The organism is Lysobacter sp. 1R34A, assembly GCF_051217035.1.
Taxonomy (GTDB): Bacteria; Pseudomonadota; Gammaproteobacteria; order Xanthomonadales; family Xanthomonadaceae; genus Lysobacter.
This window is the reverse complement of record NZ_JBPKJP010000004.1, coordinates 29,156-55,761: the sequence shown is the minus strand read 5'-3', so window position 1 is coordinate 55,761 and position 26,606 is coordinate 29,156. Positions and strand designations below refer to the sequence as shown.

General features: G+C 67.9%; 23 protein-coding genes and 1 tRNA gene. 10 read left to right on the top strand and 14 right to left on the bottom strand.

Annotation, left to right across the window (positions count from 1 at the left end; translation table 11 throughout):
- Window positions 1-72: 72 nt before the first annotated feature.
- Window positions 73-702, top strand: coding sequence for a DUF937 domain-containing protein (locus ACSAMQ_RS02795; RefSeq protein ID WP_435394185.1), 630 nt, complete (start codon window positions 73-75; stop codon window positions 700-702).
- A 151-nt stretch (window positions 703-853) separates the two neighbouring features.
- Here the strand turns inward: ACSAMQ_RS02795 and ACSAMQ_RS02790 are convergent, their stop codons facing one another.
- Window positions 854-1,273: an RNA-binding S4 domain-containing protein gene (locus ACSAMQ_RS02790; RefSeq protein ID WP_435394184.1), complete on the bottom strand. Its 420-nt coding sequence runs from the start codon at window positions 1,271-1,273 to the stop codon at window positions 854-856.
- 113 nt (window positions 1,274-1,386) lie between these two features.
- On the opposite strand from ACSAMQ_RS02790, the gene ACSAMQ_RS02785 reads away from it, so the two are divergent.
- Window positions 1,387-2,955, top strand: coding sequence for an MATE family efflux transporter (locus tag ACSAMQ_RS02785; protein ID WP_435394183.1), 1,569 nt, complete (start codon window positions 1,387-1,389; stop codon window positions 2,953-2,955).
- A gap of 176 nt (window positions 2,956-3,131) precedes the next feature.
- Here the strand turns inward: ACSAMQ_RS02785 and ACSAMQ_RS02780 are convergent, their stop codons facing one another.
- The 6 genes from ACSAMQ_RS02780 to ffh all read right to left on the bottom strand — a co-directional run bounded on the left by ACSAMQ_RS02780 (window position 3,132) and on the right by ffh (window position 7,888).
- The gene (locus tag ACSAMQ_RS02780; RefSeq protein WP_435394182.1) at window positions 3,132-3,497 is read right to left on the bottom strand and encodes a hypothetical protein; all 366 of its coding nucleotides are present in this window, start codon (window positions 3,495-3,497) and stop codon (window positions 3,132-3,134) included.
- Between the two features lie 311 nt (window positions 3,498-3,808).
- Window positions 3,809-4,216 (bottom strand): 50S ribosomal protein L19, encoded by a 408-nt coding sequence (rplS, locus tag ACSAMQ_RS02775; protein ID WP_223619390.1) that lies wholly within the window; start codon window positions 4,214-4,216, stop codon window positions 3,809-3,811.
- Window positions 4,217-4,350: 134 nt separating this feature from the next.
- Window positions 4,351-5,190, bottom strand: a complete 840-nt coding sequence (gene trmD / locus ACSAMQ_RS02770; RefSeq protein WP_435394181.1) for a tRNA (guanosine(37)-N1)-methyltransferase TrmD — start codon at window positions 5,188-5,190, stop codon at window positions 4,351-4,353.
- Between the two features lie 151 nt (window positions 5,191-5,341).
- Window positions 5,342-5,857 (bottom strand): ribosome maturation factor RimM, encoded by a 516-nt coding sequence (gene rimM / locus ACSAMQ_RS02765; protein WP_435394180.1) that lies wholly within the window; start codon window positions 5,855-5,857, stop codon window positions 5,342-5,344.
- A gap of 43 nt (window positions 5,858-5,900) precedes the next feature.
- A complete protein-coding gene (gene rpsP / locus ACSAMQ_RS02760; protein WP_031371749.1) occupies window positions 5,901-6,158 on the bottom strand; it encodes a 30S ribosomal protein S16 in 258 nt (85 codons plus the stop codon).
- Window positions 6,159-6,520: 362 nt separating this feature from the next.
- Window positions 6,521-7,888, bottom strand: a complete 1,368-nt coding sequence (gene ffh / locus ACSAMQ_RS02755) for a signal recognition particle protein (RefSeq protein WP_435394179.1) — start codon at window positions 7,886-7,888, stop codon at window positions 6,521-6,523.
- Window positions 7,889-8,038: 150 nt separating this feature from the next.
- On the opposite strand from ffh, the gene ACSAMQ_RS02750 reads away from it, so the two are divergent.
- The 5 genes from ACSAMQ_RS02750 to ACSAMQ_RS02730 all read left to right on the top strand — a co-directional run bounded on the left by ACSAMQ_RS02750 (window position 8,039) and on the right by ACSAMQ_RS02730 (window position 14,083).
- Window positions 8,039-8,830: a cytochrome C assembly family protein gene (locus tag ACSAMQ_RS02750; RefSeq protein ID WP_435394178.1), complete on the top strand. Its 792-nt coding sequence runs from the start codon at window positions 8,039-8,041 to the stop codon at window positions 8,828-8,830.
- A 222-nt stretch (window positions 8,831-9,052) separates the two neighbouring features.
- Complete coding sequence (locus ACSAMQ_RS02745) at window positions 9,053-9,511, top strand: MarR family winged helix-turn-helix transcriptional regulator (protein ID WP_435394177.1); 459 nt, start codon at window positions 9,053-9,055, stop codon at window positions 9,509-9,511.
- Between the two features lie 3 nt (window positions 9,512-9,514).
- Window positions 9,515-11,035, top strand: coding sequence for an efflux transporter outer membrane subunit (locus ACSAMQ_RS02740; RefSeq protein WP_435394176.1), 1,521 nt, complete (start codon window positions 9,515-9,517; stop codon window positions 11,033-11,035).
- The gene (locus ACSAMQ_RS02735; RefSeq protein ID WP_435394175.1) at window positions 11,032-12,225 is read left to right on the top strand and encodes an efflux RND transporter periplasmic adaptor subunit; all 1,194 of its coding nucleotides are present in this window, start codon (window positions 11,032-11,034) and stop codon (window positions 12,223-12,225) included. The genes ACSAMQ_RS02740 and ACSAMQ_RS02735 overlap by 4 nt, the downstream gene beginning before the upstream one ends.
- Window positions 12,226-12,502: 277 nt before the next feature.
- Window positions 12,503-14,083: a DHA2 family efflux MFS transporter permease subunit gene (locus tag ACSAMQ_RS02730; protein ID WP_435394174.1), complete on the top strand. Its 1,581-nt coding sequence runs from the start codon at window positions 12,503-12,505 to the stop codon at window positions 14,081-14,083.
- A 152-nt stretch (window positions 14,084-14,235) separates the two neighbouring features.
- On the opposite strand, the gene ACSAMQ_RS02725 is transcribed toward ACSAMQ_RS02730, so the two are convergent.
- Window positions 14,236-15,951 carry a hydrogenase maturation protein gene (locus tag ACSAMQ_RS02725; RefSeq protein WP_435394173.1) on the bottom strand — a complete coding sequence of 572 codons (1,716 nt, stop codon included), beginning with the start codon at window positions 15,949-15,951 and terminating at the stop codon, window positions 14,236-14,238.
- Between the two features lie 374 nt (window positions 15,952-16,325).
- Here ACSAMQ_RS02725 and ACSAMQ_RS02720 point away from each other — a divergent pair, with 374 nt between their 5' ends.
- Both ACSAMQ_RS02720 and ACSAMQ_RS02715 read left to right on the top strand, forming a co-directional pair.
- A complete protein-coding gene (locus ACSAMQ_RS02720; protein ID WP_435394172.1) occupies window positions 16,326-16,541 on the top strand; it encodes a hypothetical protein in 216 nt (71 codons plus the stop codon).
- A gap of 483 nt (window positions 16,542-17,024) precedes the next feature.
- On the top strand, window positions 17,025-17,447 hold the full coding sequence (locus ACSAMQ_RS02715; RefSeq protein ID WP_435394171.1) for a glutaredoxin family protein: 423 nt from the start codon (window positions 17,025-17,027) through the stop codon (window positions 17,445-17,447).
- Window positions 17,448-17,620: 173 nt separating this feature from the next.
- Here the strand turns inward: ACSAMQ_RS02715 and ACSAMQ_RS02710 are convergent, their stop codons facing one another.
- The 6 genes from ACSAMQ_RS02710 to ACSAMQ_RS02685 form a co-directional block, all read right to left on the bottom strand.
- Complete coding sequence (locus ACSAMQ_RS02710) at window positions 17,621-18,211, bottom strand: hypothetical protein (protein WP_435394170.1); 591 nt, start codon at window positions 18,209-18,211, stop codon at window positions 17,621-17,623.
- Window positions 18,208-19,623 (bottom strand): DNA repair protein RadA, encoded by a 1,416-nt coding sequence (radA, locus tag ACSAMQ_RS02705; RefSeq protein ID WP_435394169.1) that lies wholly within the window; start codon window positions 19,621-19,623, stop codon window positions 18,208-18,210. The genes ACSAMQ_RS02710 and radA overlap by 4 nt, the downstream gene beginning before the upstream one ends.
- 280 nt (window positions 19,624-19,903) lie before the next feature.
- Entirely contained in the window at window positions 19,904-20,197 is a 294-nt protein-coding gene (locus tag ACSAMQ_RS02700) for a hypothetical protein (protein ID WP_435394168.1), read from the bottom strand.
- A 667-nt stretch (window positions 20,198-20,864) separates the two neighbouring features.
- Entirely contained in the window at window positions 20,865-22,286 is a 1,422-nt protein-coding gene (locus ACSAMQ_RS02695; protein WP_435394167.1) for an HlyD family type I secretion periplasmic adaptor subunit, read from the bottom strand.
- Between the two features lie 4 nt (window positions 22,287-22,290).
- Window positions 22,291-24,450, bottom strand: coding sequence for a type I secretion system permease/ATPase (locus ACSAMQ_RS02690; protein WP_435394166.1), 2,160 nt, complete (start codon window positions 24,448-24,450; stop codon window positions 22,291-22,293).
- A 609-nt stretch (window positions 24,451-25,059) separates the two neighbouring features.
- A tRNA-Thr gene (locus ACSAMQ_RS02685) sits at window positions 25,060-25,135 on the bottom strand.
- A 210-nt stretch (window positions 25,136-25,345) separates the two neighbouring features.
- Between ACSAMQ_RS02685 and ACSAMQ_RS02680 the strand changes: the two genes are divergently transcribed.
- Window positions 25,346-26,593, top strand: coding sequence for a cation:proton antiporter (locus ACSAMQ_RS02680; RefSeq protein ID WP_435394165.1), 1,248 nt, complete (start codon window positions 25,346-25,348; stop codon window positions 26,591-26,593).
- Window positions 26,594-26,606 lie beyond the last annotated feature (13 nt).

Here is a 26,606-nt window from a genome sequence, read left to right as displayed (position 1 = left end):
AAACCCGCGAATCTCACCCCAAGCTCATCGGCCGGCGCTAGCATCGGGTTTCCCAGCACTGGACCTACCCTGATGAGCGCTTCGCTGACCGACGACCTTCTCAACCAACTCCAAGGCCAGCCGCTGGCGCAACTGGGCAGCCAACTCGGGCTGTCGCAACCGCAGACGCAGAACGCAGTGAGTGCCGCCCTGCCTCTGCTGATCGGCGCGCTCGGCCGCAATGCCAGCCAGCCGCATGGCGCCGAAGCGCTGTTCGGCGCGCTGCAACGCGACCATGCCGGCGCAGGCGGCGGCCTCGACATCGGCAGCGTGCTCGGTGCGGTGCTCGGCGGCGGCGCAAGCCGGCAGACCGACGGCGCCGGCATCCTCGGCCACATCTTCGGCGGCCGCCAGGAAACCGCGGCGGAAGGCCTCGGCCAGGCCACCGGCCTCGGCGGCAGCCAGGCCAATACCTTGTTGAAGGTGCTGGCGCCGATCGTCCTGTCCTACCTCGCCCAACGGATGATGTCCGGCGGCAACCAGGCGGCCTCGCCGCAGGCGCTCGGCCAGGTCCTCGGTCAGGAAGAGCAACGCATCTCGCAGCAGGGCGGCCTAGGCGGCGGCCTGCTCGGCGCGGTGCTCGATCGGGACGGCGACGGCCAGGTCGGCCTCGGCGACCTGCTCAAGATCGGCGGCGGCCTGCTCGGCGGCGGCCAGCGCTGACGCCCGCCCGGCATTCCGATCCGTCGACGACGGCTGCGCCCGGCGCAGCCGTTTTCGTTTGGGGGCGTTTGGAAGTTCTTTTGAGAGGTTTGAGTTCGGCGCGTGCGTTTCGGCGCTTTCGTCCGGCATTGTGGCCCGCAGAACCCGCGACTCACAGCGCGTCGATATCGCCCAAGGCCTTGATCAGTCGCCGCGCGCGCTTGTCGGGCTTGCTCTCCGGCGCGCGATAGCCGTTGCGTTCGGCCGCGCGCATCGCCCGTGCCTGCTCGCGCGCCAGGCGCGAGGCCTCGGTCTCGGCATACAGGGCCTGGGCGACGCTGGCCGGCCCGCGCGTATCGCTGAGCCCGGTCACCGCGATCTCGAACACTTCCTCGCCGCGCGCGATGCGCAAGGCATCGCCGACGCGCAGCGCGCGCGAGGCCTTGCCGCGCTGGCCGCCGATCTCGACCTTGCCGGTCTCGACCGCCTGCCGCGCCAGGCTGCGGGTCTTGAAGAAGCGCGCCGCCCACAACCACAGATCCAGGCGGACCGAGGCCTGCGGCGGCGGCGAGGGAATCTCTTGCTTGCTCATCGGCGCGAAAGATACCACCGCCTTCCTACACGGCAACTGAGGGCCGCGGACGGCATGGCCGCGCCGCTCACCGCTCAGCCGGCATACTGCCGCGACCCCGCACGGATCCCGCCATGGCCTCCAGCCCCTCACGCGGCAGCCCTCTGCTGACCGAAGGCCCGATCGGACGCACGATGATCGGCTTCGCCCTGCCGATCATGGCCGGCAACGCCGCGCAGTCGCTCAACGGCTCGATCAATTCGATCTGGGTCGGGCGCTATCTCGGCGAAGCCGCGCTGACCGCGACCGCGAACGCCAACAACATCATGTTCTTCCTGATCGGTTCGATCTTCGGCATCGGCATGGCCGCGACCATCCTGATCGGCCAGGCGATCGGCGCCAAGGACACCGCCCGCGCGCGGCGGGTCATGGGCACCAGCGCGACCTTCTTTATCGGCCTGTCGGCGCTGATCGCCGCGGCCGGCTGGTTCATGGCCGACCCGGTATTGCGCGCGATGGGCACCCCGGCGGCGGCGCTGCCGCTGGCCGAGGATTACCTGCGGGTGATCTTCCTGTCGATGCCGTTCCTGTACGCCTTCGCCTTCGTCTCCGCGGCCCTGCGCGGCGCCGGCGATTCGCGCACGCCGTTCCGCTTCCTGCTGATGTCGGTGGCGCTCGACATCGCCTTCAACCCCTTGCTGATCTTCGGCTGGGGGCCGGTGCCCGCGCTCGGCATCGCCGGCTCGGCGGCCTCGACCTTTTTCGCCCAGGGCTTGAGCCTGATGGCGATGCTGCTGCACCTGCGGCGCAAGCGCCATGTGCTCTGGCTCGGACGCCAGGACGCGCACCTGCTCAAGATCGACCCCGGCGTGTTGCGCGCGCTGATCGTCAAGGGCGTGCCGATGGGCCTGCAGATGGTGCTGATCTCGCTGGCGATGATCGCGATGATCAGCCTGGTCAATGCCCACGGCACCGGCACCGCGGCCGGCTACGGCGCCGCCCTGCAGTTGTGGACCTATGTGCAGATGCCGGCGATGGCGATCGGCGCGGCCTGTTCGTCTATCGCTGCGCAGAGCGTCGGCGCCGGCCGTTGGGAGCGGGTCGATGCGACCGCGCGCACCGGCACCGGTTTCAACTTCCTCATGACCGGCGCCCTGATCGTGCCGCTGATCCTGTTCGACCGCTACACCCTGGCGCTGTTCCTGCCCGAGGGCAGCGCATCGTTCGAGATCGCGCGCCACCTCAACCACATCGCGATCTGGTCGTTCCTGTTCTTCGGCGTGACCTTCGTGATTTCCGGCGTGGTGCGCGCGACCGGCGCGGTGGTGCCGCCGTTGTTGATCCTGGGCTTCGCGCTGTGGGGCATCCGGGTGCCGTTCGCGACTCTCCTGCAGCCGCTGATCGGCACCGATGCGCTGTGGTGGAGTTTTCCGGTCAGCGCGCTGTGCTCGATGCTGATGTCGATGGCCTACTACCGCTGGGGCGGCTGGCGGCGTTCGCGGATGATGGCCGCGCCCGAGCGCGTGGTCGCGCCGATCGCCACCCAGACCATCGCCACCCCGGCCGAAATCGCCGCGCAACCGCCGGCGCCGGTGGCCGATGCCAGCCCGGAGCGGATCCACGAACTCGCCGCTGTCGCCGATGCTCATCCCGAGGCCGATGCAGATACCGATTCGGGCTCGCCCGAGCGTCCTGCGTCCTGAGGCAGCCTCACTGCAGGAGCGGCGTCAGCCGGGACCGCGACGTCTCGATCTCGCGCCGACACCGGCGATAACCCTCGGGTCGGACCGGCGCGGGCCGCGACCGCGTTACGACGACTTGCGGCGCACCGACCGGCACGCCGGCGCCGCCACGCCGTCGTCGCCGACAGGCGTCGCGCTCAGATGTCCTGCAAGGCGAGCGTGAACACCCCGGCCTCGCCTTTGTCGAAGGCCTCGCGCCAGATCCGGTAGCCCTCCAGATCCTCTTCGCGCACCGGCATGTGGCCGATCACCCGCGGCTCGACTTCCGCCACGCGCGTGCCGACGATGGGGAAATGGCCGAGCAGGCGCAGGCTCTTGAGTTCGGCGACTTCGTCGAGGTGCTCGCGCCGCACTTCCTCGGCGGTATGGGTGTCGAACTTGCGCAGCGACAAGGCGTCGCGTCCGTCGGGCAAGGCATCGATGCGCTGCACCCAGAAGAACCCCCAGGCGCCGTCGCTGCGCAGATAGGTGCAGATATCGCCTTCGGACAAACCCGGATTCACTTGCCCTCTCCTGCCGCGGGGGCGGCAACGTGCGGCCGCGCCGCGTCGGGAATCTAGCGCGAACCGGACTCGGCGTACATCGCCGCGGCGGCCAATCGACGGGGCGGTTGCGGCCAATCGCAGCGGCACGCCCGGCCATCGCGCCAGCACTGCCGCAGCGAGGTCGGCGGCGCACGAAACCGCTCGATGCGGCGGTCGATCTGCAACCGAAATACCGCCGACGCTTCGCTCCGGCCGAGGCCCGCGGAAACGAAAACGGCCGCCTTGCGGCGGCCGTTCGATGCGCTGCGCGGTGAAGCGCGGCGACGGGATTACTCGGCTGCGGTGGCCGCGGCAGCGCTCTTGGCGCGCGCGTAGGCAGCGAGGTCTTCCTTGATGCGGGCCTTCTTGCCTTCCAGGCCGCGCAGGTAGTACAGCTTGCCGGCGCGAACCTTGCCGCGGCGCTTGACGTCGACCGAGTCGATGATCGCGCTGTGGGTCTGGAAGACGCGCTCGACGCCGAAGCCGTGCGAGATCTTGCGCACGGTGAACGAGGAGTTCAGGCCGCCGTTCTTCTTGGCGATGACCACGCCTTCATAGGCCTGGACGCGCTCGCGGTTGCCTTCCTTGACCTTGACGTTGACCACGACGGTGTCGCCGGGGCTGAAGTCGGGCAGCTTGCGCTGGATCTGTTCGGCTTCGAAGTTCTGCAGCAGGGTGTGGATAGAGGGCTTGTTCATGGGTGCGGCCTGTTGGATTAGTTGTTGCGCGAGTGCACGTGGACCCGCGTCATGGCATCGGTACAGCAAATGGGTACGGCTAAGCGGCTAATTATAGCGGCATTTTTCCCCGCGTTGCCAGTCCGGGGCGGGCTTCAGGCCGATCCGCCCGGGCCGGAAGCCCCGGCCGGGGCCGGGTCGTCGCTGGAAACGCTTCCAGCCCCGCCCTCGCCCGGCACCGCCGCGGCGGCCTGGACCGCCGCCAGCTCGGCCCGGTAGGCCTCCAGCAGCTTGCGGTCGGCCTTGGACAGGGCGGCCTCGTCGAGCAGGTCGGGGCGGCGCTGCCAGGTCCGGCCCAACGACTGCTGCCGGCGCCAGCGCGCGATATGGGCGTGGTTGCCCGACATCAGCACCGCCGGCACGGCGCCGAGCTCGTGCTCGACCGGACGGGTGTAATGCGGGCAGTCGAGCAGGCCGTCCTCGAAACTGTCCTGGACCGCCGACTCGGCGTCGTTGAGGGCGCCGTCCTGAAGCCGGGCGACCGCGTCGACGATCACCGCCGCGGCGAGCTCGCCGCCGGACAGGACGTAGTCGCCGATCGAGATTTCCTCATCGACCTCGGCCTGGATCAGGCGCTCGTCGACGCCTTCGTAGCGGCCGCACAGCAGGATCAGGCGTTCATGGGCGGCCAGTTCGCGGACCTTGGCCTGGTCCAGGCGCACGCCCTGCGGGCTCATGTAGACCACTCGCGCCGGCGTCGGGTCGGCCGCGCGCGCGGCGCGGATCGCCGCGCGCAGCGGTTCGATCAGCATCACCATGCCGGGACCGCCGCCGAACGGACGCTCGTCGACGCGCCGGTAATTGCCCTCGGCGTAGTCGCGCGGATTCCAGCCGTGCAGCGACAACAGCCCGCGTTCGCCGGCACGGCCGACCACGCCGAACGCGGCGCACTGGGCGACGAATTCGGGGAACAGGCTGATGAGGTCGATGCGCATGTCGAGGAGTGAGCCAAGAGAAGTGAGAAGCGAGAAGAAGCGGGAAACTTTCGCACTCTCGGAACACGGCTTAAAAAGGAGCCTGGAGGGGCGAACAGTGAGTCACAGGATCAGCGGCTCCGCTCGCTCCTCACTTCTTACACGCTCACTTCTAGAAATCCGGATCCCAATCCACCGTGACCAGATTGGCCTCGAAATCGACCGAAGTAACGTACTGCGGCAGCACGAACGGAATCATGCGCTCGCGGGTGTCGTCGCGCGCGACCAGCACGTCGTTGGCGCCGGTGGAGAACAGGTGCGAGACCGTGCCGAGCGAAACGCCCTCGGTGGTGACCACGCGCAGGCCTTCCAGGTCGACCCAGTAGTATTCGCCGGCCTTGGGCGGCGGCAGCGCCGAACGCGGCACGTATATCTCGGTGCCGTGCATGGCCTCGACCGCGTCGCGATCGGTGACCTCGGGGAAATTGGCGATCAGGTACTTGCCGCTTTCGCGCCCGCGCACGCCCGAAAGCTCGCGTTCGCGGCCCTGCGGGTCGCGCACGATCCAGGGCTGGTAGCGGAAGATCGCGACGCGCGGCTCGGTCCAGGACTCGAGCTTAGCTTCGCCGCGAAGACCGAAAGCGCCAAGCACCCTGCCCAGCAGGATGCGGCGCGTGGAATCTGTCATCGGTGCGTAATCGGGCCGCGCGCCAGGCGCGCGGCCCGCCGGCTCAGGCGGCCGGAGCGGCCTTGACGGCCTGCTTGTACAGGTCGGCGACCTTCTCGGTCAGCTGCGCGCCCTGGGAAACCCAGTGCTTGACGCGCTCGACGTTGAGCTCGACGCGCTTTTCGGCGCCGGCGGCAACCGGGTTGTAGAAACCGACGCGCTCGATGTTGCGGCCGTCGCGGGCGCTGCGGCTGTCGGTGACGATGATGTGGTAGAACGGACGCTTCTTGGCGCCGCCGCGGGTCAGTCGAATCTTGACCATGGGGTCTGCTTTCCTGTGTTGCCCAGCCGTCGGAATGACGGGGTAAGCCGGAAAGTCTAACCGATTCCGCGGCTTGGGCAAACCCGGACCTTCCCCGCCGACCCGCCCCCCCCCCGTTCGGTCGGATCGGGGCCCGGACCGGATCGGGCCCGGATCAGCCCGGATCGCCGGCACACCGCCATCCCTGAACGAAATCGCGACCCTCCTGCAGGGCTGCCGCCGCGTCCGGACGGCGCGGTCCCATCCGCCTGGCGTGCGCCTGCGGGCCAGACAAGGCGACGGCAGCGACTCGACGGCACAAAAACGGCGGCCCGCGGCCGCCGTTTTCGATCTGCGGTGTCGACGCCGCGAGTGTGGCGCGATCAGCGGAACGGCATGCCGCCGCGGCCGCCCATCATGCCCTTCATGCCGCGCATCAGGCCCTTCATGCCGCCGCCGGACAGCTTGCTCATCATCTTTTCCATCTGCTGATACTGCTTCATCAGCTTGTTGACGTCGGCTGGGGTCAGGCCGGCGCCCTTGGCGATGCGGGCGCGGCGGGAGCCGTTGAGCAGGCCCGGGTTGCGGCGCTCCTTCTTGGTCATCGAATTGATGATCGCGACCATGCGCGGCACTTCCTTGCCGGTGACCTGGTTCTTGACCGACTCCGGGATCTGGCCCATGCCCGGCAGCTTGTCCATGAGGCCATGCAGGCCGCCCATGTTCTGCATCTGCTCGAGCTGGTCCTTCATGTCGTTGAGGTCGAACTTCTTGCCCTTGGCGACCTTCTCGGCGAGCTTCTGCGCCTTGTCCTTGTCGACCTGCTGCTCGACCTGCTCGACCAGCGACAGCACGTCGCCCATGTCGAGAATGCGGCTGGCGACGCGGTCGGGGTGGAACACGTCGAGGCCGTCGGGCTTCTCGCCGACACCGATGAACTTGATCGGGCGGCCGGTGACGTAGCGCACCGACAAGGCCGCGCCGCCGCGGGCGTCGCCGTCGGTCTTGGTCAACACCACGCCGGTGAGCGGCAGCGCTTCGCTGAAGGCCTTGGCGGTGATCGCGGCGTCCTGGCCGGTCATCGAATCGACCACGAACAATGTCTCGACCGGCGCGGCGGCGGCGTGCAGCGACTTGATCTCGCTCATCATCGCTTCGTCGATGGCGAGGCGGCCGGCGGTGTCGACCAGCAGCACGTCGACGTAGGACTTGCGCGCGTCGGCGATCGCCGCGCGGACGATGTCCTCGGGCTTCTGCGAGGCGTCGGAGGCGAAGAACAGCACCTCGACCTGCTCGGCGAGCTGCTTGAGCTGCTCGATCGCGGCCGGGCGGTAGACGTCGGCCGAGACCACCATGACCTTCTTCTTGCGGCGCTCGCGCAGGTGCTTGGCGAGCTTGCCGACGGTGGTGGTCTTGCCGGCGCCCTGCAGGCCGGCCATCAGGATCACCGCCGGCGCCGGCACGTTGAGGTTCAGGTCGGCGGCCTGCGAGCCCATGACCGTGGTCAGCTCGTCGCGCACCACCTTGATCAGGGCCTGGCCCGGGGTCAGGCTCTTGAGCACTTCCTGGCCGACCGCGCGGATCTTGATCCGCTCGATCAGGGCCTGCACCACCGGCAGGGCGACGTCGGCCTCGAGCAGGGCGATGCGGACCTCGCGAAGCGATTCGCGGATGTTTTCCTCGGTCAGACGGCCGCGGCCACGCAGGCGCTCGATGGTGCCGGAGAGGCGTTGGGTCAGGGATTCGAACATGCGCGCGCTACCTGCGTTGGGGCCGGCGCGACCGGGACGATGCCGGGCGGCCTGCCGTATGGGTCTGATGAGACCGCGAAGTATAGCCCGGCGCGCGAATCCGCCATCCGGCCGCTGCAGATCGCCATGCCGCTATGCCACACTGCCGCGATGACAATCGTTCTCATCGCGGTCGCACTCTATCTCGTCGCCAGCGGGCTGCTGATCGCAGCGGTGCGCCACGACGGCGGGCGGCAGGCGCGGTCGTGGCTGGTGCCGGCCAACCTGGCGGTGCTGCTGCACGGCGCCGCGCATTTCCTGGCCTGGCGCGCCGCCGGCGGCGCCGACCTGCACTTCTTCGCCGCGCTGTCCCTGGTCGGCCTGGGCATGGCCGCGCTGACCGCGGTGGTCGGCGCCTCCGGACGGATGGCCGCGCTCGGGGTGGTGGTGTTCCCGCTCGCCGCGCTGATGTTGGGCGCCTATCAGTTCACCGGCCACGTCCAGCACCCGGCGCCGCTGGACTGGCGCCTTCAGTTGCACGCCTGGTTCGCACTGCTCGCCTACGCCACCCTGGCCGTCGCCGCCCTGTTCGCGCTGATGCTCTGGCTGCAGGAACGCGCCCTGCGCCGGCGCGAGTTCCACGGCTGGCTGCGCGCCCTGCCGCCGCTGGTGGAACTGGAAAGCCTGTTGTTCCGCACCATCGCGGTCGGCTTCGCCCTGTTGACCGCGACCCTGCTGACCGGGGTGCTGTTCGTCGAGAACCTGCTCGCCCAGCATCTGGTCCACAAGACCGTGCTCAGCGTGCTGTCCTGGCTGGCCTTCGGTGGCTTGCTGCTGGGGCGCTGGCGCTACGGCTGGCGCGGCGCCACCGCGGTGCGTTGGACCCTCGCGGCGATGGTCTTGTTGGTGCTGGCCTTCTTCGGCAGCAAGTTCGTGCTCGAACTGGTCCTGCGCAGGACCTGAGGAACGCGGCGCCTGCGGGCGCGGAGCGTTCCGAGCTGAGCGCCGCCGAGACCAGCAGCCAAAAGCTAGGCTGCGCCGCAATAACCGATGAATCAATTACTTGCCTGCGCACACGCCGCGGGCGGCGCCTGTATGCACGGTCTGTCGACTTCGCTTAACCGGCGCTTGCCGGAACAATATTTGCCTTGACAACTATTGCCTGGGCGCAGATTATTTCGCGCCATGACCACCCCCAATCCGACCCAGCCCTGCTCCACCTCGAACCTCGGCCTGCTGTTCCGCCAGGTACGCGACGCGATGTGGGCGCAGATGGAACGCGAGCTGGCCCAGGCCGGCCACGATCTGACCTTCAGCCAGTTCATCACCCTCAAGGAACTCGCGATCGGCACCGCCGGCGTGACCGAGCTGGCGCGTGCCGCCCAGCTCAACCCGGGGGCGATGACCCGCTTGCTCGACAAACTGGAAAGCCGCGGTCTGGTCGCACGCGTCGCCGATCCCGACGATCGCCGCGCGATCAACATCCATTTGACCGAGGCCGGTTCGGCGATCTGGACCGACATCGACCAGTGCGGCCGCCGCGTGCGCGAACGCGCGATGGCCGGCCTCAGCGAAAACGACCGCGACCAGCTCTACCGTCTGCTCGAACAGGTTCGCGACAACCTCTCCCTCACCGGTTCCTGAGCCATGTCCGCCATCGACACTCGCCCGCGCCGCGGGCTGCTCTTCGTGCTCGCGCCGCTCGCCGCGGCGCTGATCCTCGCCGGCTGCGCCAGCACCCGCGGCCTGGTCCCCGAAGGCCGCGCGCTCGATCCCGACGATCTCGCGACCCAGCGCAGCTTCGCCGGCGCGTCGCTGTCCGACGCCGCCTTTCCGCAGCGCGACTGGTGGAACTCGCTCGGCGACGCGCAATTGAATGATTTGATCGACGAGGCCCTGGCCGGCACGCCGGGCCTGGACGCCGCCGACGCGCGCGTGCGCCAGGCCATCGCCCAGGCCGGCCTCGCGGACGCCGCGCGCAAGCCCACCCTCGGCGGCAGCGCCCAGTACTCCGGCCTGCAACTGCCCGAGACGGTCGCCCCGGAGCCGCTCGGCGGCAAGTACAGCGGCGTCGAAGTGTTGTCGCTGAGCTTCAAGTACAGCCCCGACCTGTGGGGCGGCAAGCGCGCACGCTGGCAGGCCGCACTCGGCCAGGCCCGCGCCGCCGAAGTCGAATCGCAGGCCGCGCGCCTGACCCTGTCGTCGAACATCGCCCGCGCCTACGTTGCGCTGGCCCAGGCCCATGCCGCGTTCGATGTCGCCCAGGCCGAAAAGCAACGCTCCGAACATCTGCTCGGCCTAGGCCGCCAGCGGGTCAAGGCCGGCCTCGACAATCAGCTGCAGATCCGCAACGCCGAAAGCGCCAGCGCCGCCGCCGACCAGCAGATGCAGGCGGCGCAGCAACAGATCGACGCCACCCGCAACGCGATCGCCGCACTGCTCGGCAAGGGCCCGGACCGCGGCCTCGACCTCGCCCGCCCGGCCCTGCTCGAGGCGAAGTCGCCGGCGATCCCTGCGGTGACCTCGAGCGAGTTGCTCGGCCATCGCCCCGACGTGGTCGCCGCGCGCTGGCGCGTGGAAGCCGCGTCGCACGGGATCAAGGCGGCCAAGGCCGACTTCTATCCGAGCGTGAACCTCAGCGCGATGCTCGGCCTGGCCTCGGGCGGCCTGTCGGATCTGTTCGGCAGCGATGCGGTGCTGATCCAGGGCGGCCCGGCGCTGAGCCTGCCGATCTTCGACGGCGGCCGTTTGCGCAACCAGCTCGCCGAAAGCGATGCCGAGTACGACCTCGCCGTCGCGAACTACAACCAGAATCTGATCGCCGCCTTGCGCGAAGTCGCCGACGCCCTGCAGGCGTCGCGCTCGCTCGATGCGCAATTGCTGTCGGCGCAGCAGGCGCGCGATGCCGCGCAACAGGCCTGGCAGATCGCCGGCACCCGCTACCGCGCCGGCCTGGGCACCCAGCTCGAGGTGCTGTCGGCGCAACGTCCGCTGCTGCAGCTCGATCAGCAGCTCGCCGGCTTGCGCGCGCAGCGCCTGGCCGCGGCGATCGACCTCGACCGCGCGCTCGGCGGCGGCCTCGAGCTGCGCGCGCCCGACCCGGTCGCCGCCAAGCGCCCCGTCACCACCTCCGATTCCAGCGTTATCGCCAAGGCCTCCATGCCATGACCACCGACATCAATCCGCAAGCCGCGGCCGCAGCCGCCGCCCCGCCGTCCAACGGCAAGCGCCGCAAGGCACTGTTGATCCTGCTCGGGGCGGTCGCGCTAGCCGCGATCGCCTGGGGCCTGTACTACATGCTGGTGCTGCGCTGGCATCAGGACACCGACGACGCTTACGTCCAGGGCAACGTGGTCAGCATCACCCCGCAGACGCTCGGCACGGTAGTGAGCATCGGCGCCGACGACGGCATGAAAGTCAGCGCCGGCCAGGTGTTGGTCCAACTCGACCCGAACGATGCGCAGGTCGCCTACGACCAGGCCACCGCCAACCTCGCCAACACCGTGCGCCAGGTGCGCGGTCTGTTCAGCGCGGTCGATGCCGGCCAGGCCGATCTGTCGGCACGCCAGGTCGCGGTGCAGAAGGCGCGCGCCGACGTGAAGCGCCGCGAAGGCCTGGTCGCAGCCGGCGCGGTCTCGGCCGAAGAGCTCGCCCACGCCCGCGACGAACTCGCCGCGGCCGAAGCGGCGCTGTCGTCCTCGCGCGGCGCGCTGGCGCGCAATCGCGCGCTGGTCGACGCCACCACCGTCGCCAGGCAACCGCAGGTCGCCGCGGCCGCCGCGCAATTGCGCCAGGCCTATCTGAACCTGCAGCGCGCGGCCATCGTCGCGCCGGTCGACGGCTATGTCGCCAAGCGCAGCGTGCAACTCGGCCAGCGCGTGCAGCCGGGCACCGCGCTGATGACGATCGTGCCGCTGGAGCAGGTATGGATCGAGGCCAACTTCAAGGAAACCCAACTCGCCGACATGCGCATCGGCCAGCCGGTCGAATTGCACTCGGACCTGTACGGCAGCGACGTGACCTACCAGGGCAAGCTGGTCAGTCTGGGCATGGGCACCGGCAGCGCCTTTTCGCTGCTGCCGGCGCAGAACGCCAGCGGCAACTGGATCAAGATCATCCAGCGCGTGCCGGTGCGGATCGAAGTCGATCCCAGGCAACTGGCCGAACACCCGCTGCGCCTGGGCCTGAGCATGCACGTCGATGTCGGCATCCGCGAACGCGGCGGCGCCGTGCTCGCCGCCGCGCCGCCGGCCAAGCCGCTGCTGAGCACCCAGGCGTATGCCAAGCAATTGTCCGAAGCCGACGCGGTGATCGCGAACATCGTCCGCGAGAACCTGCCCGATACCCATCACGGTTGACGAACGCACGGCCGGACCGCCGGCCGGTTGCAGTCGGACCCGTAGCCCCGCAGCAAAGACGAAGCGCCTCCCCCACGTCGTGGCTTCGTCTGTCGTTCGCGACGCATCGCAACGCAGCGGCCGCGCCATCGGCGCCGCTGTGCCCCCCTCCCCCGGCGATGCATGGCGGGCTCTGAGACCGTCATTCCGGCGCGAGCCGGAATGACGGGCATCGGAAGCTTCGCTTTCGTTCCTGGTGCCGCGCCCGCGCGGTCCACCCGATCAAACAGGCAGATCCATGTCCGCCACCACGGCCAATGCCGGCGCCGCTCCCGCCGCGCCCACGCAAGCGGGTTTCCGCCCGCCGAACATCGCGCTGACCACCCTGGGCCTGGCCCTGGCGTCGTTCATGCAGGTGCTCGACATCACCATCGCCAACGTCTCGCTGCCGACCATCGCCGGCAACCTCGGCGGCAGCAGCAGCCAGGCGACCTGGGTCATCACCTCGTTCGCGGTCAGCAACGCGATCGCCCTGCCGCTCACGGGTTTCTTCACCCGCCGTTTCGGCGAGCGCAAATTGTTCATGTGGGCGACCCTGGCCTTCGTGGTCGCATCCCTGCTGTGCGGTCTGGCCAGCAGCATGGGTCTGCTGGTCACCGCGCGCGCCCTGCAGGGGTTCGTCGCCGGGCCGATGTACCCGGTGACCCAGGCGCTGTTGATCTCGATCTACCCACCGCACAAACGCGGGCAGGCGATCGCCCTGCTGGCGATGGTCACGGTGGTCGCGCCGATCGCCGGCCCGATTCTCGGCGGCTGGATCACCGACAACTACAGCTGGGAATGGATCTTCTTCATCAACATCCCCATCGGCATCTTCGCCAGCCTCGTGGTCGGCAGCCAGTTGCGCGGGCGGCCCGAAAAGCTGGAACGCCCGAAGATGGACTACATGGGCCTGATGACCCTGATCGTCGGCGTCGGCGCGCTGCAGGTCCTGCTCGACCTGGGCAACGACGAGGACTGGTTCAACTCGACCAAGATCGTGGTCCTGGCGATCGTCTCGGTCATCGCGCTGACCGTGTTCGTGATCTGGGAACTGACCGAGCGCGATCCGATCGTCAACCTGCGCCTGTTCCGCCATCGCAACTTCGCCGCCGGGACCGCGGCGATGGTGCTGGCGTATTCGGCCTTCTTCGCGGTCGGCCTGCTGGTGCCGCTGTGGCTGCAACGCAACCTGGGCTATACGCCGATCTGGGCCGGCTTCGCCACCGCGCCGATCGGCATCCTGCCGGTATTGCTGACCCCGTTCGTGGGCCTGTACGCGACCCGCTTCGATCTGCGCATGGTCGCCAGCTTCGCCTTCATCGCGATGGCCTTCACCAGCTTCATCCGCTCCGGCTTCAACCTCGACGTCGACTTCAACCACGTGGCGATGGTGCAGCTGTGGCAGGGCCTCGGCGTCGCCTTGTTCTTCATGCCGGTGCTGACGATCCTGCTGTCGGACCTGGAACCGCACGAGATCGCCGCCGGTTCGGGCCTGGCCACCTTCGTGCGCACCTTGGGCGGCAGCTTCGCCGCTTCGCTGACCACCTGGGGCTGGAACCAGCGCAGCACCGTCCACCATGCGCAGCTCACCGAGCACATCGGCGCCTACGACCCGGCGGTGCTGCAGACCGTCGACGCGCTCGGCGGCGGCGACCTGCAACGCGGCGCGGTAAGCCTCAATCAAATGATCTCGCAGCAGGCCGCTCAGATCGGCTTCAACGAGATCTTCCACCTGCTCGGCATTTTGTTCCTGGCGGTGATCGTCATCGTCTGGTTGGCCAAGCCGCCGTTCACCGCCAAGCTCGGCGGCGGCGCGGCTGCAGCCGGCGGACACTGATCGCGGCCGGTCTTCGCCCCGGAGCCCGGCACCGCTACCGCGACACGACGGGCGACATTAGAAACGCCGCAGGCGGGTCAGCCCGGCCTGTGGCGTTTCGCGTCCTGCATGACCGCCGAAGCCGACCGGTACCGCTTCAGGCCGTGCCCGCCTCAGGCCGTTACCCGCGCCGCAGACTGCACCGCCGGCGCCGTCTCGCAGACCTCCGCCGCGCATTTCAGGACGAAGCGCTGGCGTGCCTCGTGATAGCTGCGATCGGCGCCGAAGAAATTGCGGTACATGTGCGCGAGTTCTTCGGCGCCGTAACTTTCCAGCGGTTTGCGGCGCTCGTCGGCAGCGCGGCGGCGGCGTTTGAGGCTCAGCGCCTTGCGGCAACTCGCCGGGTCGGCGGCGCGCTCGGCGCGCTGTTCGACGTGGGCGACGAAATCGGCGGCGCTGGCGCCGAACGCGGCATCGATCAGGCCGATGCGCTCGGCGCCGGCGGCGCCGATGGGACGCAGGCCTTCGGTCAGTTCCCGGGCCAGGGTATCGCCGACCCGGCGCGGCAGCAGATAGGTCCAGTACTCCGAGCCGTACAACCCGCCCATGCCTTTGTAGTGCGGGTTCATCACTACGCCGCGCCGCGCCCACACCTGGTCCGCGGCCAGGGCCAGGATCACCCCGCCGGCGCCGGCATTGCCCTGCATCGCCGAGATCACCAGATGGCTGTCGGTCAATACGATCTCGCGGACCAGGGCGTTCATCGCCAGGATGTTGCGCCACGACTCCAGCGCCGGATCGTTCGAAGCCTGGATGGTATTGAGGTGGATGCCGTTCGACCACAGGTCGGCGCCGCCCATCAGCACGATCGCCCGGGTCGGGCGCTGCCGCGCCTGCAGGAAGGCGGTGCGCAGCCGGTCGCATTGCGCGGTCGACATCGCGCCGTTGTAGAAGTCGAAATGCAGGTAGCCGATCGCGCCGGATTCTCGGTAGCGGATCTGCCGATAGCCGTGATCGCGCTGGCCGGCGACCGACATCGCCGGCCGCGACGCGCGTTCCAGCACTCCCTGCATGCGCCGCTCGCCGAGCACCTGGGTCGCCGGCAGTTTGATCCCGTCCTTCTCGCGCAGATGGCTGAGCCAGACCGCGCCGTCGCCGGTGGCCACGCAGACCGCGCCTTCGCGCCATCCGAGCAACTCGCCGGGACGGCCGCGCAGGACGCGCTCGGGGTGGGCGCCGAACACCTGGCAGCGCAGTCCGGCGAGCTCGGCACGCGCGCCCGGGTAGCTGTCGGCGCTGCGCACCCGCGCCAGCACCGAAGCGGTGTCGAGCTGCCAGTCGATCGCCCGCTCGGACGGGCGCATCGCCGCGCGCAACCGCCCGCGCACCTCGGCGCGACCGTAGTCGAGCGGCTGTGGGCGATAACCGCCTTCAGCGTAGCGCTCGACCGCCTGCAGCAGGGCGCGGATCGCGGCATCGGTGACTTCGTGCCGGTACAGCTGGCTCTTGGACGCGCCGCGCATGGCGAAGCCGGCGCTGGCCCAGATGTCGCCGGCGTCCATCTCGGCGGCCGCCTGCAGCACGGTCACTCCCCAGTCGTGCTCGCCGTCGAGGATCGCCCAGTCGAGCGAGGACGGTCCGCGGTCGCCGACGATGCCGGGGTGGACGATCAGGCAGGTGTGCTGGGTCCAGATGTCGTCGGGAATCGCCGACTTGAGCATCGGCGCAACGATCAGCTGCGGCCGCTCGCGCGCGACCGCGGCACGCATCGTGTCGGCATCGGCGGCGACTTGCACGCTGACTTCATGGCCGAGATCGGTCAGCTCGACCCAGGCGCGCTGCGCAAGGCCGTTGTACGCGGTGCACAGGAACAGGATACGCAGCGCCATCGCACGCTCCATGTCACGACGAAGCGTCGAATTTGTGCCATCGCATGTTCATATTCCTGAGCGGCGATCACAAATTCCTGTTGCGCCGCAGCGGGATCGCGAATTTTCGACGGCCATCGCCGTTTGGATAAGAACGGCGGGAAACAGGCGTTTCGGTTGACCGTCGCGGCCGCCGGGCTGCGTTTGGCCACGGGCGAGAACCGTCGGTTTTGACAGTGGTCCGGCATGGGCCGCGCCGATTCGGCATCCTCGCCGGGCGACGGCCGAGCCGTCGCGAGCGGCGTCGGGGACGCAACGCCGCCCGGTTCCCGGAGCGTCCAGGAACGGCCGCGATCGCGGCCTCATCGCCCATGAGGGGCTCAAGGAGAGGAGTGATGTTCAAGCGCACGACCACCACGTTGTTCGCCACCTGCGCGTTCTGTTTCGGCATGGCGTTTTCGTTGAGCGCCTTCGGCTCCGGCAGCTGCCAGAGTTGCTGGGACGCTTGCCAGGCGGACTTCGATTACTGCGTCAATGCCGGCTATCCCGAGGAAAACTGCCGGATCACCTGGCGCAGCTGCGGCATTTCCTGCGGTTGCCCGATTCCCTGAGCCGCCTCGCGGCCGGCAGGCGCGAGCGCGTCTGCCGGCCGCGTTCGACGCGCAGGATCGTGATGCATCGCAGCGCAGATCGCCCTGGCGGCGTTTGCCGCGAGTGCGGCGGTCACGTACAAGGCCGGCGACCGGATCGGCATTTAGCTACACCGATCACATCGGCGCAGCAGCCGGGCCCTGGCACCGGACCGGGGCGGTGCTATAACTCCAGGCGTCCAGTGACGGACCAGGAGCAACAGTGACGTTGACGACCTCCACCGGCTCATCTGCGCAGGCCGCATCGCCTCCGCTAAGGGCATTGTCCCAAACCCGGCACCGACCCGGCCCCCAGCCGCATCGCCGCGCTGAAGGCAACCCGCATACGCCTCGTCGCCTGTCGGCGAACGCCGCTCCGCGCCGATCGCGACCGCAAGAGAGTCCCAATCCCTCATCACAGCCACCGCCGGCCCGCGCACGCCCCGGCTTTCTCGAGGACATGCAATGAACTTCAAGTCGATCCTGACGACGATCCTGGTCGTGGCGCTGGCGCTCGGCCTCGGCGTCGGTGCCGGTTACCTGGTCCGCAACAGCGGCCTGCTCGGCAACGGCGGAGGCGGCGGTGCGGTGGTGACCCAGGGCGATTACTCGTCGGTCTACGCCAAGGCCGGCGGCGAAGTGGTGATGTATTCGCTATCGACCTGCCCGTTCTGCAAACAGGCGCGCGAGGTGCTCGAGAAGCAGAACGTCAAGTTCGTCGAGCGCATCATCGACCAGGACAAGGACGCCAAGGCCGAAGCCGATGGCCTGAAGATCAAGAGCGTGCCGACCTTGTACATCGGCGACCAGAGCCTGCAGGGCTACGATGAAGCCAAGCTGGTCGAACTGATCAACGCGCACGGCAAGGCGGCCAAGCCGGCGGCTTGAGCTTGACGGACCGGTTCAGCGATTGGGATCAGTGGACCGATCCCGCCCGGATCTATCCAGCCCCGATCTATCGAAACCCGATCTATCGAAACCGGATCTATCCAACCCGGATCGGTCGCAACGCGCTGGAGCTCGATGCGTCCAGCGCGGCTAGCCGGTCCGGCCCCGACCGGCTAGCCGGCGAGCACTCGCAAACCACAGGCGAACGCTGCGCCCAGCAGCGTCCCGCCGATCACCTCGGCCAGACTGTGGCGCGCCAGCTTGAGGCGCGACCAGGCGAGCAACGGCAACAGCGCGATCGCGAGCGCGGCCAACGCCGGTTGCAACGAACACAGCGACACCGCAGCGAACGCCAGGCTCGCCATGTGCAGCGACAGTTTGATCCAGCGGTTCAGCAAGGCCGCCGCGACCACCATGGCCGCGACCGCAAGGATGCCCTGCCCCATCGGCGCCGCGCGTTCGCGCATCCACCACCAGCACGCCGCCAGCACCGCCAGCAGCACCGCATACAGCAGGGGCCGCTCGCTGGGATGCGAGGCGTCCACGGTCGTCCAATGCCCGCCCCGGCGCCGCTGCGCCACGAAGGCCCAGCTCACCAGTACCGCCGTCGCGACCCCGCACAGCGCCGACCAGAACGCCTGCGGCGCGAGCACCCGCACGCTGACCATGGTCAGGCCGATGAAGACCGCGAACGGGTGCAGCACGATCGAGGTCCAGCGCGCCAACCTGCCTGCATTGCCCCGTTCGCGCTCGGTGCCGCTCACGCCGCGTCCAGGGCCTCGGACAGGCGCTCCACCGCGATCACTTCCATCTCGCCGATGCGGCCGCCACGCGGGGCGTTGCCCTTGGCGACGATGGCGCGCTTGAACCCGTGGGTCGCAGCTTCCTTGAGACGGTCTTCGCCGTTCGGCACCGGCCGGATTTCGCCGGACAGGCCGACTTCGCCGAAGGCGACGGTGTGCTCGGCCAAGGGTTGGTCGCGCAGCGACGACAACACCGCCAACAGCACCGGCAGGTCGGCCGCGGTTTCCTGCACGCGGATGCCGCCGACCACGTTGACGAACACGTCCTGGTCGCCGACCGAAATGCCGCCATGCCGATGCAGCACCGCCAGCAGCATCGCCAGCCGGTTCTGTTCCATGCCGACCGCGACCCGGCGCGGATTCGATAGCGGCGAGGAGTCGACCAGCGCCTGCACCTCGACCAGCAACGGCCGGGTGCCTTCGCGCGTCACCATCACGCAGCTGCCCGGCTGCGGGCTGCGGCTGCCGGAAAGAAAGATCGCCGAGGGGTTCGGCACTTCGCGCAGGCCCTTGTCGCTCATCGCGAACACGCCGAGCTCGTTGACTGCGCCGAAGCGGTTCTTGAAAGCGCGCAGCACGCGGAAACGGCTGCCGCTCTCGCCCTCGAAATACAGCACCGCGTCGACCATATGCTCGAGCACGCGGGGGCCGGCGATGCCGCCTTCCTTGGTGACGTGGCCGACCAGGAACACCGCGGTGCCGGTTTCCTTGGCGTAGCGCACCAGCCGCGCGGCGCTCTCGCGAACCTGGCTGACCGATCCCGGCGCGGCGCCCAGTTGTTCGGTCCACAGAGTCTGCACCGAGTCGGCGACGATCAGCGCCGGCTTGGTGGCGGCGGCGTGTTCGAGGATGCGCTCCACCCCGGTCTCGGCCAGGGCATGCACGCCGTCGAGCGGCAGGCCGAGCCGGGCGGCCCGGCCGGCGACCTGCGACAGCGATTCTTCGCCGGTGACGTACAGGCCCGGCAGGGTTTGAGCCATACGGGTGATCGCCTGCAGCAGCAGGGTCGACTTGCCGATGCCGGGGTCGCCGCCGACCAGCACCACCGCGCCGTGCACCAGGCCGCCGCCGAGGACCCGGTCGAACTCGCCGATGCCGGTGCTGACCCGCGACTCCTCGCTATGGCGCACGTCCTTGAGCGCGGTCACCGCCGGCGCATCGACGCGCCCGGCCCAGCTGGAACGCCGGCTCGCGGCCACGCCGCCGCCCGCGCCGGCCTTGACCGCCGGCTCGACGATGAACTCGCTGAGGGTGTTCCAGCCGCCGCATTCGCCGCACTGCCCTTGCCACTTGTTGTAGTCGGCGCCGCACTCGGAACAGACGTAGGCGGTGCGGGCGGCCTTGGCGGCCGACTTGGCGGGCGGTTTGGACATATTCGACATGGGCGGACGACGGCGAGGCGATACCAGGCCGCACTGTAGCCGCTCGCCGTCGCATCCTGCGAGATGGACCGCGCAGCTCAACGGGCGCCGGGCCTGAACGGCCGGGCGGATCGCTACCGATCGCCAAAATCACCCAAGAGGGAGCTGCGGGCACCGAGTGGCAGCAGGCGCACCGGCGATCAAGCAGCGCCGGTTTCGCCACCTGCGCACCGTCCCGCGATGCCGCTCGGGCCCGATCAAGCCGTCGCCGACGACGAACGACAACGCCCGCTCAGGCCGCGACCGGCCGATGCTGCTCGGGATAGATGGCGCGCAGGTTCTGCTGCGGAGTCGCGAGCAGGCCGCCGACATCGTGCGAGGCGACGATGCTGTAGCCGCGCGCATCGATGTCCTTGGCGATCGTGTGCCAATCCAGCTTCGGCATCGCCATCGAGGTGTCGATCGTCCAACCGAAGCGCAGGGCGCCGAGCGCCTTCATTTCTTCCAGCGGCAGCCAGCTGTCGGCAGGCGCCACCACGTAACCTTCATCCTCACCCACCACGAATACGTCTACGCGCATTTTCATCAGTGCCTTTGCTGTCTGTGCTGTCTCTACTGCAAGCCGGCGCATGGTGTCGATCGGCCCGATAAAAAAAGGTGAAGAAGGAATGGCGTTTTGGTGAAGCACCCTCCCGGGGCTGAATCTTGGATTCAAGTTGTATGCAAGTTGATGACAGAAGCGCTGCGTTATGTGCTGCCCTGCAGCTTGACAAAGCGAGGTCTCAGGCGCTGCGACGCGGCTTTCCCAAACTGAATACTCGGACCATCCCCAAGCACATTCGTCGGTCTATCGCCGCGTTGGGGCTTCGAGTCTAATAACGTCGCGGCACGTCGAACGAGTACTGCCGACGAGCTTTCGTCGAGCACGACCGCCAACCGGCCGCAAAAGATCAGTCACCGCTACAGGCCCCTCCGGCCGCTCTGGAGAGAGCACCAGCTACACATTGCCAGGCGGATAAAGAAGTTCGTTCCTTCTCAAATATCCTCGGCCGTACTCTAGAAACGAACTGGACGCCCGTGTTGCACGACGCTGGACCACTGCAAGGCAGCCATCGTGGAGCAGAACTTCCCCATTCCATTTTGCTTCGTCTTCTCGGTCGCAGCCCGACAGAAAGACCAGCACAATCAGCAGTCCCGATTTTATTGATTATTTTTCGCGCACTTCATAAATCACCGCTAATTGGGGCGAAAGATCAACGCTCTCTAAAAGCCTCACCCGTATGCTGTTGCAACGGACTGAGCAAGTAGTCGATCACCCTGCGCTTGCCGGTGCTGATCTCGACGCTCAAGGCCATGCCCGGCGTCAGGCGAACCTGCACGCCGTCGATATCGAGCGCGGTCTGGGCCAGCCTGACCCGCGCGGGGAATACCAGCCCCAGCTTTTCGTCCTGTGCGGCGTCGTGCGAGACGCTTTCGACGGTGCCGGTCAGGTAGCCGTAGCGGGTATAGGGAAAGCTTTCGACCTTGACCGTCACCGGCTGGCCGGCGCGCACGAAGCCGATGTCCTTGTTCAGCACCGTTGCTTCCACCTCGAGCGCCTCTTCGGCCGGCACTACCGCCAGTAGCGGCTGCGCCGGGGTGACCACGCCACCGACGGTATGCACGGCGAGCTGCTGGACCGTGCCCGCCACCGGCGCCCGCAACTGCATGAGCTTGTCGCGCTGACCGGTCTTGGCCACTTCGGGCGTGAATTGCTGCACTTGTTCGCGCGCTTTGCGCAGCCCGTCCAGGGTTTGCTGGCGGGTATCGGCGACCAGCACCTTCAACTGCTCCTGCGCGCCGCTCAGAGCCGATTGCGTCTCGTGCAGCCGACTGCGTTGCGCGGCAAGGTCGCGTTCGGCGGCGATGCGTTCCTGCTCGCGCAGCAGGTATTCGTGCCGGCCGACATACTTGCCCTCGACCAGCTTGGCGTAATCGTCAGCGCGTCCTTTGGCGATCACGGCGCTCTGCTGCAAGGGGCCGATCAGGGACTGCACGGTCTGCAGCTCGGCCTTGCGCTGGCCGATTGCCGCTTCCAGGTTGTCGCGCTTGGCGCTGAAGGCCTGGAATTCGCTGTGCGCGAGCTGCTGCTCGGACTGGAAACGCACCGCCGGCAAGGCCGGGTCCGATGCCAGGATCGGCGCGCCGTGCCCATCGATCGCCGCCGCCAGCGCACTCAGGCGCAATTCCGCCAGGCGCGCGTTGACCAGGGTTTCCCCCGCCTTCTCGTAATCGGCGGTGGTCGCGGTGGCGTCCAGCTCGATTAACAGCTGTCCCTGTTTCACCCGCTCGCCGTCGCGCACCAGGATGCGCCGCACCACCGCGGTCTCCGCCGGTTGCAGCACTTTGGTGCGCGAACCGACCACGGTCTTGCCTTGCGCCACCGCGACGATGTCCAGTTTGCCGATGCAGGCCCACAATAGCGCCACGCAGAAGAACGCGACGATGATGCGCATCGTCCAGCGCGGCAGCGGCGCCAATGGCGTTTCGATCAGCTCCAGATGCGCGGGCAGGAACGCCAACTCGTCTTGGCTGCGTTTGGGCGGATCGAGCGTCCGACGCACCGACCAGGCCGCCTTGAAGACACGGCCGTAGCGCGCGACGAAATCGCCGACGGCTTGAAAGACATGCTTCATCGACTTATCCCTGCTGCAGGCGATGCAGATATGCGTAATGGCCGTCCGGGCGCGCGAGCAACTCGGCATGCGACCCGCTTTCCACGATGCGTCCCTTCTCGACCACCACGATGCGGTTGGCGTGACGCACGGTGGAGAGGCGATGGGCGATGATCAGTACCGTGCGCCCTTTGCAAATCGCGCGCATGTTGGCCATCACCGCATGCTCGGACTCGTAGTCGAGCGCACTGGTGGCTTCGTCGAAAATCAGGATGCGCGGGTCGGTGATCAACGCTCGCGCGATCGCGATGCGCTGGCGCTGACCGCCGGATAGCCCCGCCCCTTGCTCGCCGACCTTGGTGTCGTAGCCTTCGGGCAGTTCGACGATGAAGTCGTGCGCGCCGGCCAGTTTCGCGGCGTGAATCACCCGCTCCAGCGGAATACCCGGATCCGACAGGGCGATGTTCTCGCGCACGCTGCGGTTGAACAGGAAATTCTCCTGCAGCACCACGCCGAGCTGACGCCGCAACCAGGCCGGATCGGCCAGCGCCAGATCGTGGCCATCGATGAGCACTCGCCCTCGTTCGGGCACGTACAAACGCTGAACCAGCTTGGTCAGGGTGCTCTTGCCGGAACCGGAACGGCCGACGATGCCGATCACTTCGCCCGCGGCAATGTTGAGATCGATGCCGCTGAGCACTTCGGCCGCGTCGGGCCGATAGCGGAAGGTCACGCCCTCGAAAGTCACCTGGCCGCGGATGGGCGGCAGGACCATGCGGCTACCCGGCAGTTCAGTGCGGGTATTGAGGATGTCGCCGAGACGCTCGACGGAAATACCGACCTGCTGGAAGTCCTGCCACAGCTGGGCCAGGCGGATGATCGGGGCGGCGACTTGGCCGGCGAGCATGTTGAAAGCGATCAGCTGACCGATCGACAGATCCCCTGCGATCACCAACTGGGCTCCCCAGAACAGGATCGCGATGCTGACCAGCTTCTGCACCAACTGCACGCCTTGCTGGCCGATCGTCGCCAATCGGGTGACGCGGAACGCGGCGGCGACATAGCCCGCGAGCTGGTTGTCCCAGGTGCGGGTGACGCGGGGATCGACCGCGGTGGCCTTGATGGTGCCGATGCCGGTCACCGTCTCGACCAGGAACGATTGATTGTCGGCGCTGCGGGCGAACTTTTCGTTGAGGCGCTTGCGCAACACCGGCGTGATCGACGCGGACCACAGGGCGTACACGGGTAGCGAAATCACTACGATCAGGGTGAGCCAGCCGCTGTAGTAGAACATCACCGCGAGAAACACCACGGTAAAGAACAGATCGAGTACCGAGGTCAGCGCCTGCCCGGTTAGGAAGGTGCGGATATTCTCGAGCTCGCGCACTCGCGCCATGGTGTCGCCGACGCGGCGCGACTCGAAATACGCCAGAGGCAAGGCCAGAATGTGCCGGAACAGGCGCGCGCCCAACTCGACATCGATCTTGCTGGTCGTGTGCGCGAACACATAGGTACGCAAACCCGACAAGACCACGTCGAACACCGCGATGGATACCAGCCCGACCGCGATCACATGCAGCGTGGTAAGGCCGTGGTGCACCAGCACCTTGTCCATCACCACCTGATAGAACAGCGGCGTGATCAGGGCGAACATCTGGATGAAGAACGATACCGCGAACACTTCCAGCAGCAACTTGCGGTACTTCACTACTGCCGGCACGAACCAGCTGAAGTCGAACTTGGCGAGTTCACCGAGTACGGAAGCGCGCGATGCGACCTGAAGCAGGCGGCCAGCGTAGCGCGACTCGAACTCGGCCATCGGCAAGCTGCGCGGCCGCTTCTGTACGAGATCGTGGATCAGCACCGTGTCACCATTGACCTTGGCGACGATGAAGGACTCTCCGTTTTCGACCAACGCCAAAGCCGGCAGGCTCGCCATACCGATACGTTCGGCAGGCTGCTCGGTGATGCGCGCTTTCAGTCCGAGGTGTTTGGCGGCGAGCAAAAGACGAGTGTCGTCGAACGCTTCGCTGCCGGCACCGTGCTGGTGGCTGAGTTGAGCGGCATCGGCGGCGATACCGTGGAACTGGGCCAACAAGACCAGCCCGGCCAGAGCGAGATCCGGCGGATTACCAGGCGCAACGACGGTGTCTACGACCGCAAGCGCCGCACTTCCCTGTGACATTCGAACCGCCCTTCAAGTAATGCTATGGCACCGCAATGAATGCCTTCCCCAGTACGATCAGCGTCACATCGGGAAGGTTCGCCTGTCAAGAAATAATCGGCAGACCACGTGGATATTCAGCTTGTTCATCAAGCGTTTGCCAGATGAATGTGCTTCCTTGCAGCGCTTGACCCGATAAGCCTAAGGCGAGCTTGTGTCAGGACTTGAGATCGTCGTGATGAGCAATATCGACGAGTCGAAATTGCGCGGACGAATTTCTTTCGTATGGAGCGTTGGAGGGATGTTCCGCCAAGAACTGCCCGGAAGCACAAACGAACATTGCTCTGAGTCGGGGCTACACAGTCCGCTACGAGCGCCATGCGAGCGAAATCGACAACGACTGAGACCGGGCCCCAAAATTCAGCTAGCCGCGCCGTAACAAACAAGTCCCGGCAAGACTGAAGACTGTCTCCGGAAAGTTGGCTGTCTGTGTGACCGGCATTTGAACCTTTCCGGGCCCGAACCCACTCCACAAAAAGCCCCGCTTTGAGCGGGGCTTTCGGTACGGGTTCCGGAAGGCGGCGGCCGTTGGACCATTAGCCTGGCGGTTGCTTCGCCTTCGGGATTACTTGGTGCCGGAAATAGGAATCGAACCTACGACCTACGCATTACGAATGCGCCGCTCTACCAACTGAGCTATTCCGGCTAGGGCGGCAATTCTAGGCGGCGATGGTCGGCGCGGTCAATCGAGCAGGCCCGGAACGCCCTGGCGAGCGGCCACGAACCGCCGGGCTACCCACCTGGACGACGACCGCATATCGCCTTCGATGAGCGCGGCACGGGCCCGGCGCCGCCGGAACGAGCGCGGGAACGACGCCGGCACAGCCGCTTCTGCGGCGCCGTTATCATCCGCGCCATGCAGCCCCTCCTCGCCGCACTCGCCGATTCGCTGATCTTCATCCTGTTGTCCTGGGGTATCTGGCGCCTGTTGGGCCGCTCGATACCGCTGGCGGTGGTGCCGATCGCGATCGGTCTCGGGCTGACGGCGATCGGCGGCTTACCGGCCCAGGTCGGCGTGCCCTCGGCCATCGGCGACCGGTTCGGCTGGGTCGGAGTGCTGGCACTGGCCTTCACCGCCGGCCTGGAGACCCGCCACGGCGGAGATCCGGCCGCGCCCTCGGCGGCGGCCCCGCCTGCGCTCAGCTCCTCCCTATCCCGTTTCGTGCTCAGTGCCGCGCTGGCACTGGCGCTGCCGTTCCTGGTCGGGACCGTCGCCGCCCACGCCTACTTCACCGGTCTGCCCGGCTGGGCGGCGCCACGCGGCCAGGGCTGGCTCGGCGCGCTCGCGATCGGGCTCTGCGTCGCCGTCAGCGCCTTGCCGGTCCTGATCGGCATCGTGCGCGAGCTCAAGGGCGAGCACCCCGCTTTGACCCAGGTGGCGGTCGGCATTGCGGTCGTCGACGACGCGGTGTTGTGGTTCGGTCTGGCGGCGTTGCTGTTGATCGCCGACGGCGGCGCCGGCTTCGCGGGCTGGTCGGGGCTGGACGCGCTGGCGGTCGTGGCGCCGCTGGTTCTCGCTGCGGCCGCTACGGTGGCCGAACGGAAGACCTGGGCGCCGCCGAAGGCTGCGATCTGGCTGACCGCGCCGCTGTATCTGGGCATCTGCTCGTGGGCCAGCTCGCAACTGGGGCTGCACGCGTTGCTCGGCGCCTACTTCGGCGGTGCGATCATGGCGCCGGGCTGGATCCGGCGCTTGCCGGTCGAACGGATCGGCCAGCTCGCCCTGTTCGGTTTGGCACCGCTGTTCTTCGGCCACAGCGGCCTGCGCATCGACGGCGACGCGCTCGGCTGGAGTTCGCTACAGGCGACCGTGGCCCTGCTGGCTTTGTCGGTTGCGGCGAAATTGGCGGCCTTGCTGATCTGCCCGCCATCGGCGCGGTTCTCGCGCCGGGACGCGCTGGCGATCGGCGCGCTGCTGCAATGCAAGGGCCTGATGGAGATCGTCGCGGCGACCGTGCTGCGCGACAAGGGCCTGTTGTCGGAACCGGCCTACGCCGCGTTGGTGATGCTTGCGGTGCTTTCGACCGTGCTGACCGGCCCGCTGTTCCGTTCGATCGTGGGGCGCCGCAGCGCCGCCCCGGATGCCGACCGCGAATACGTCTGAGCGAGCGGCCGAG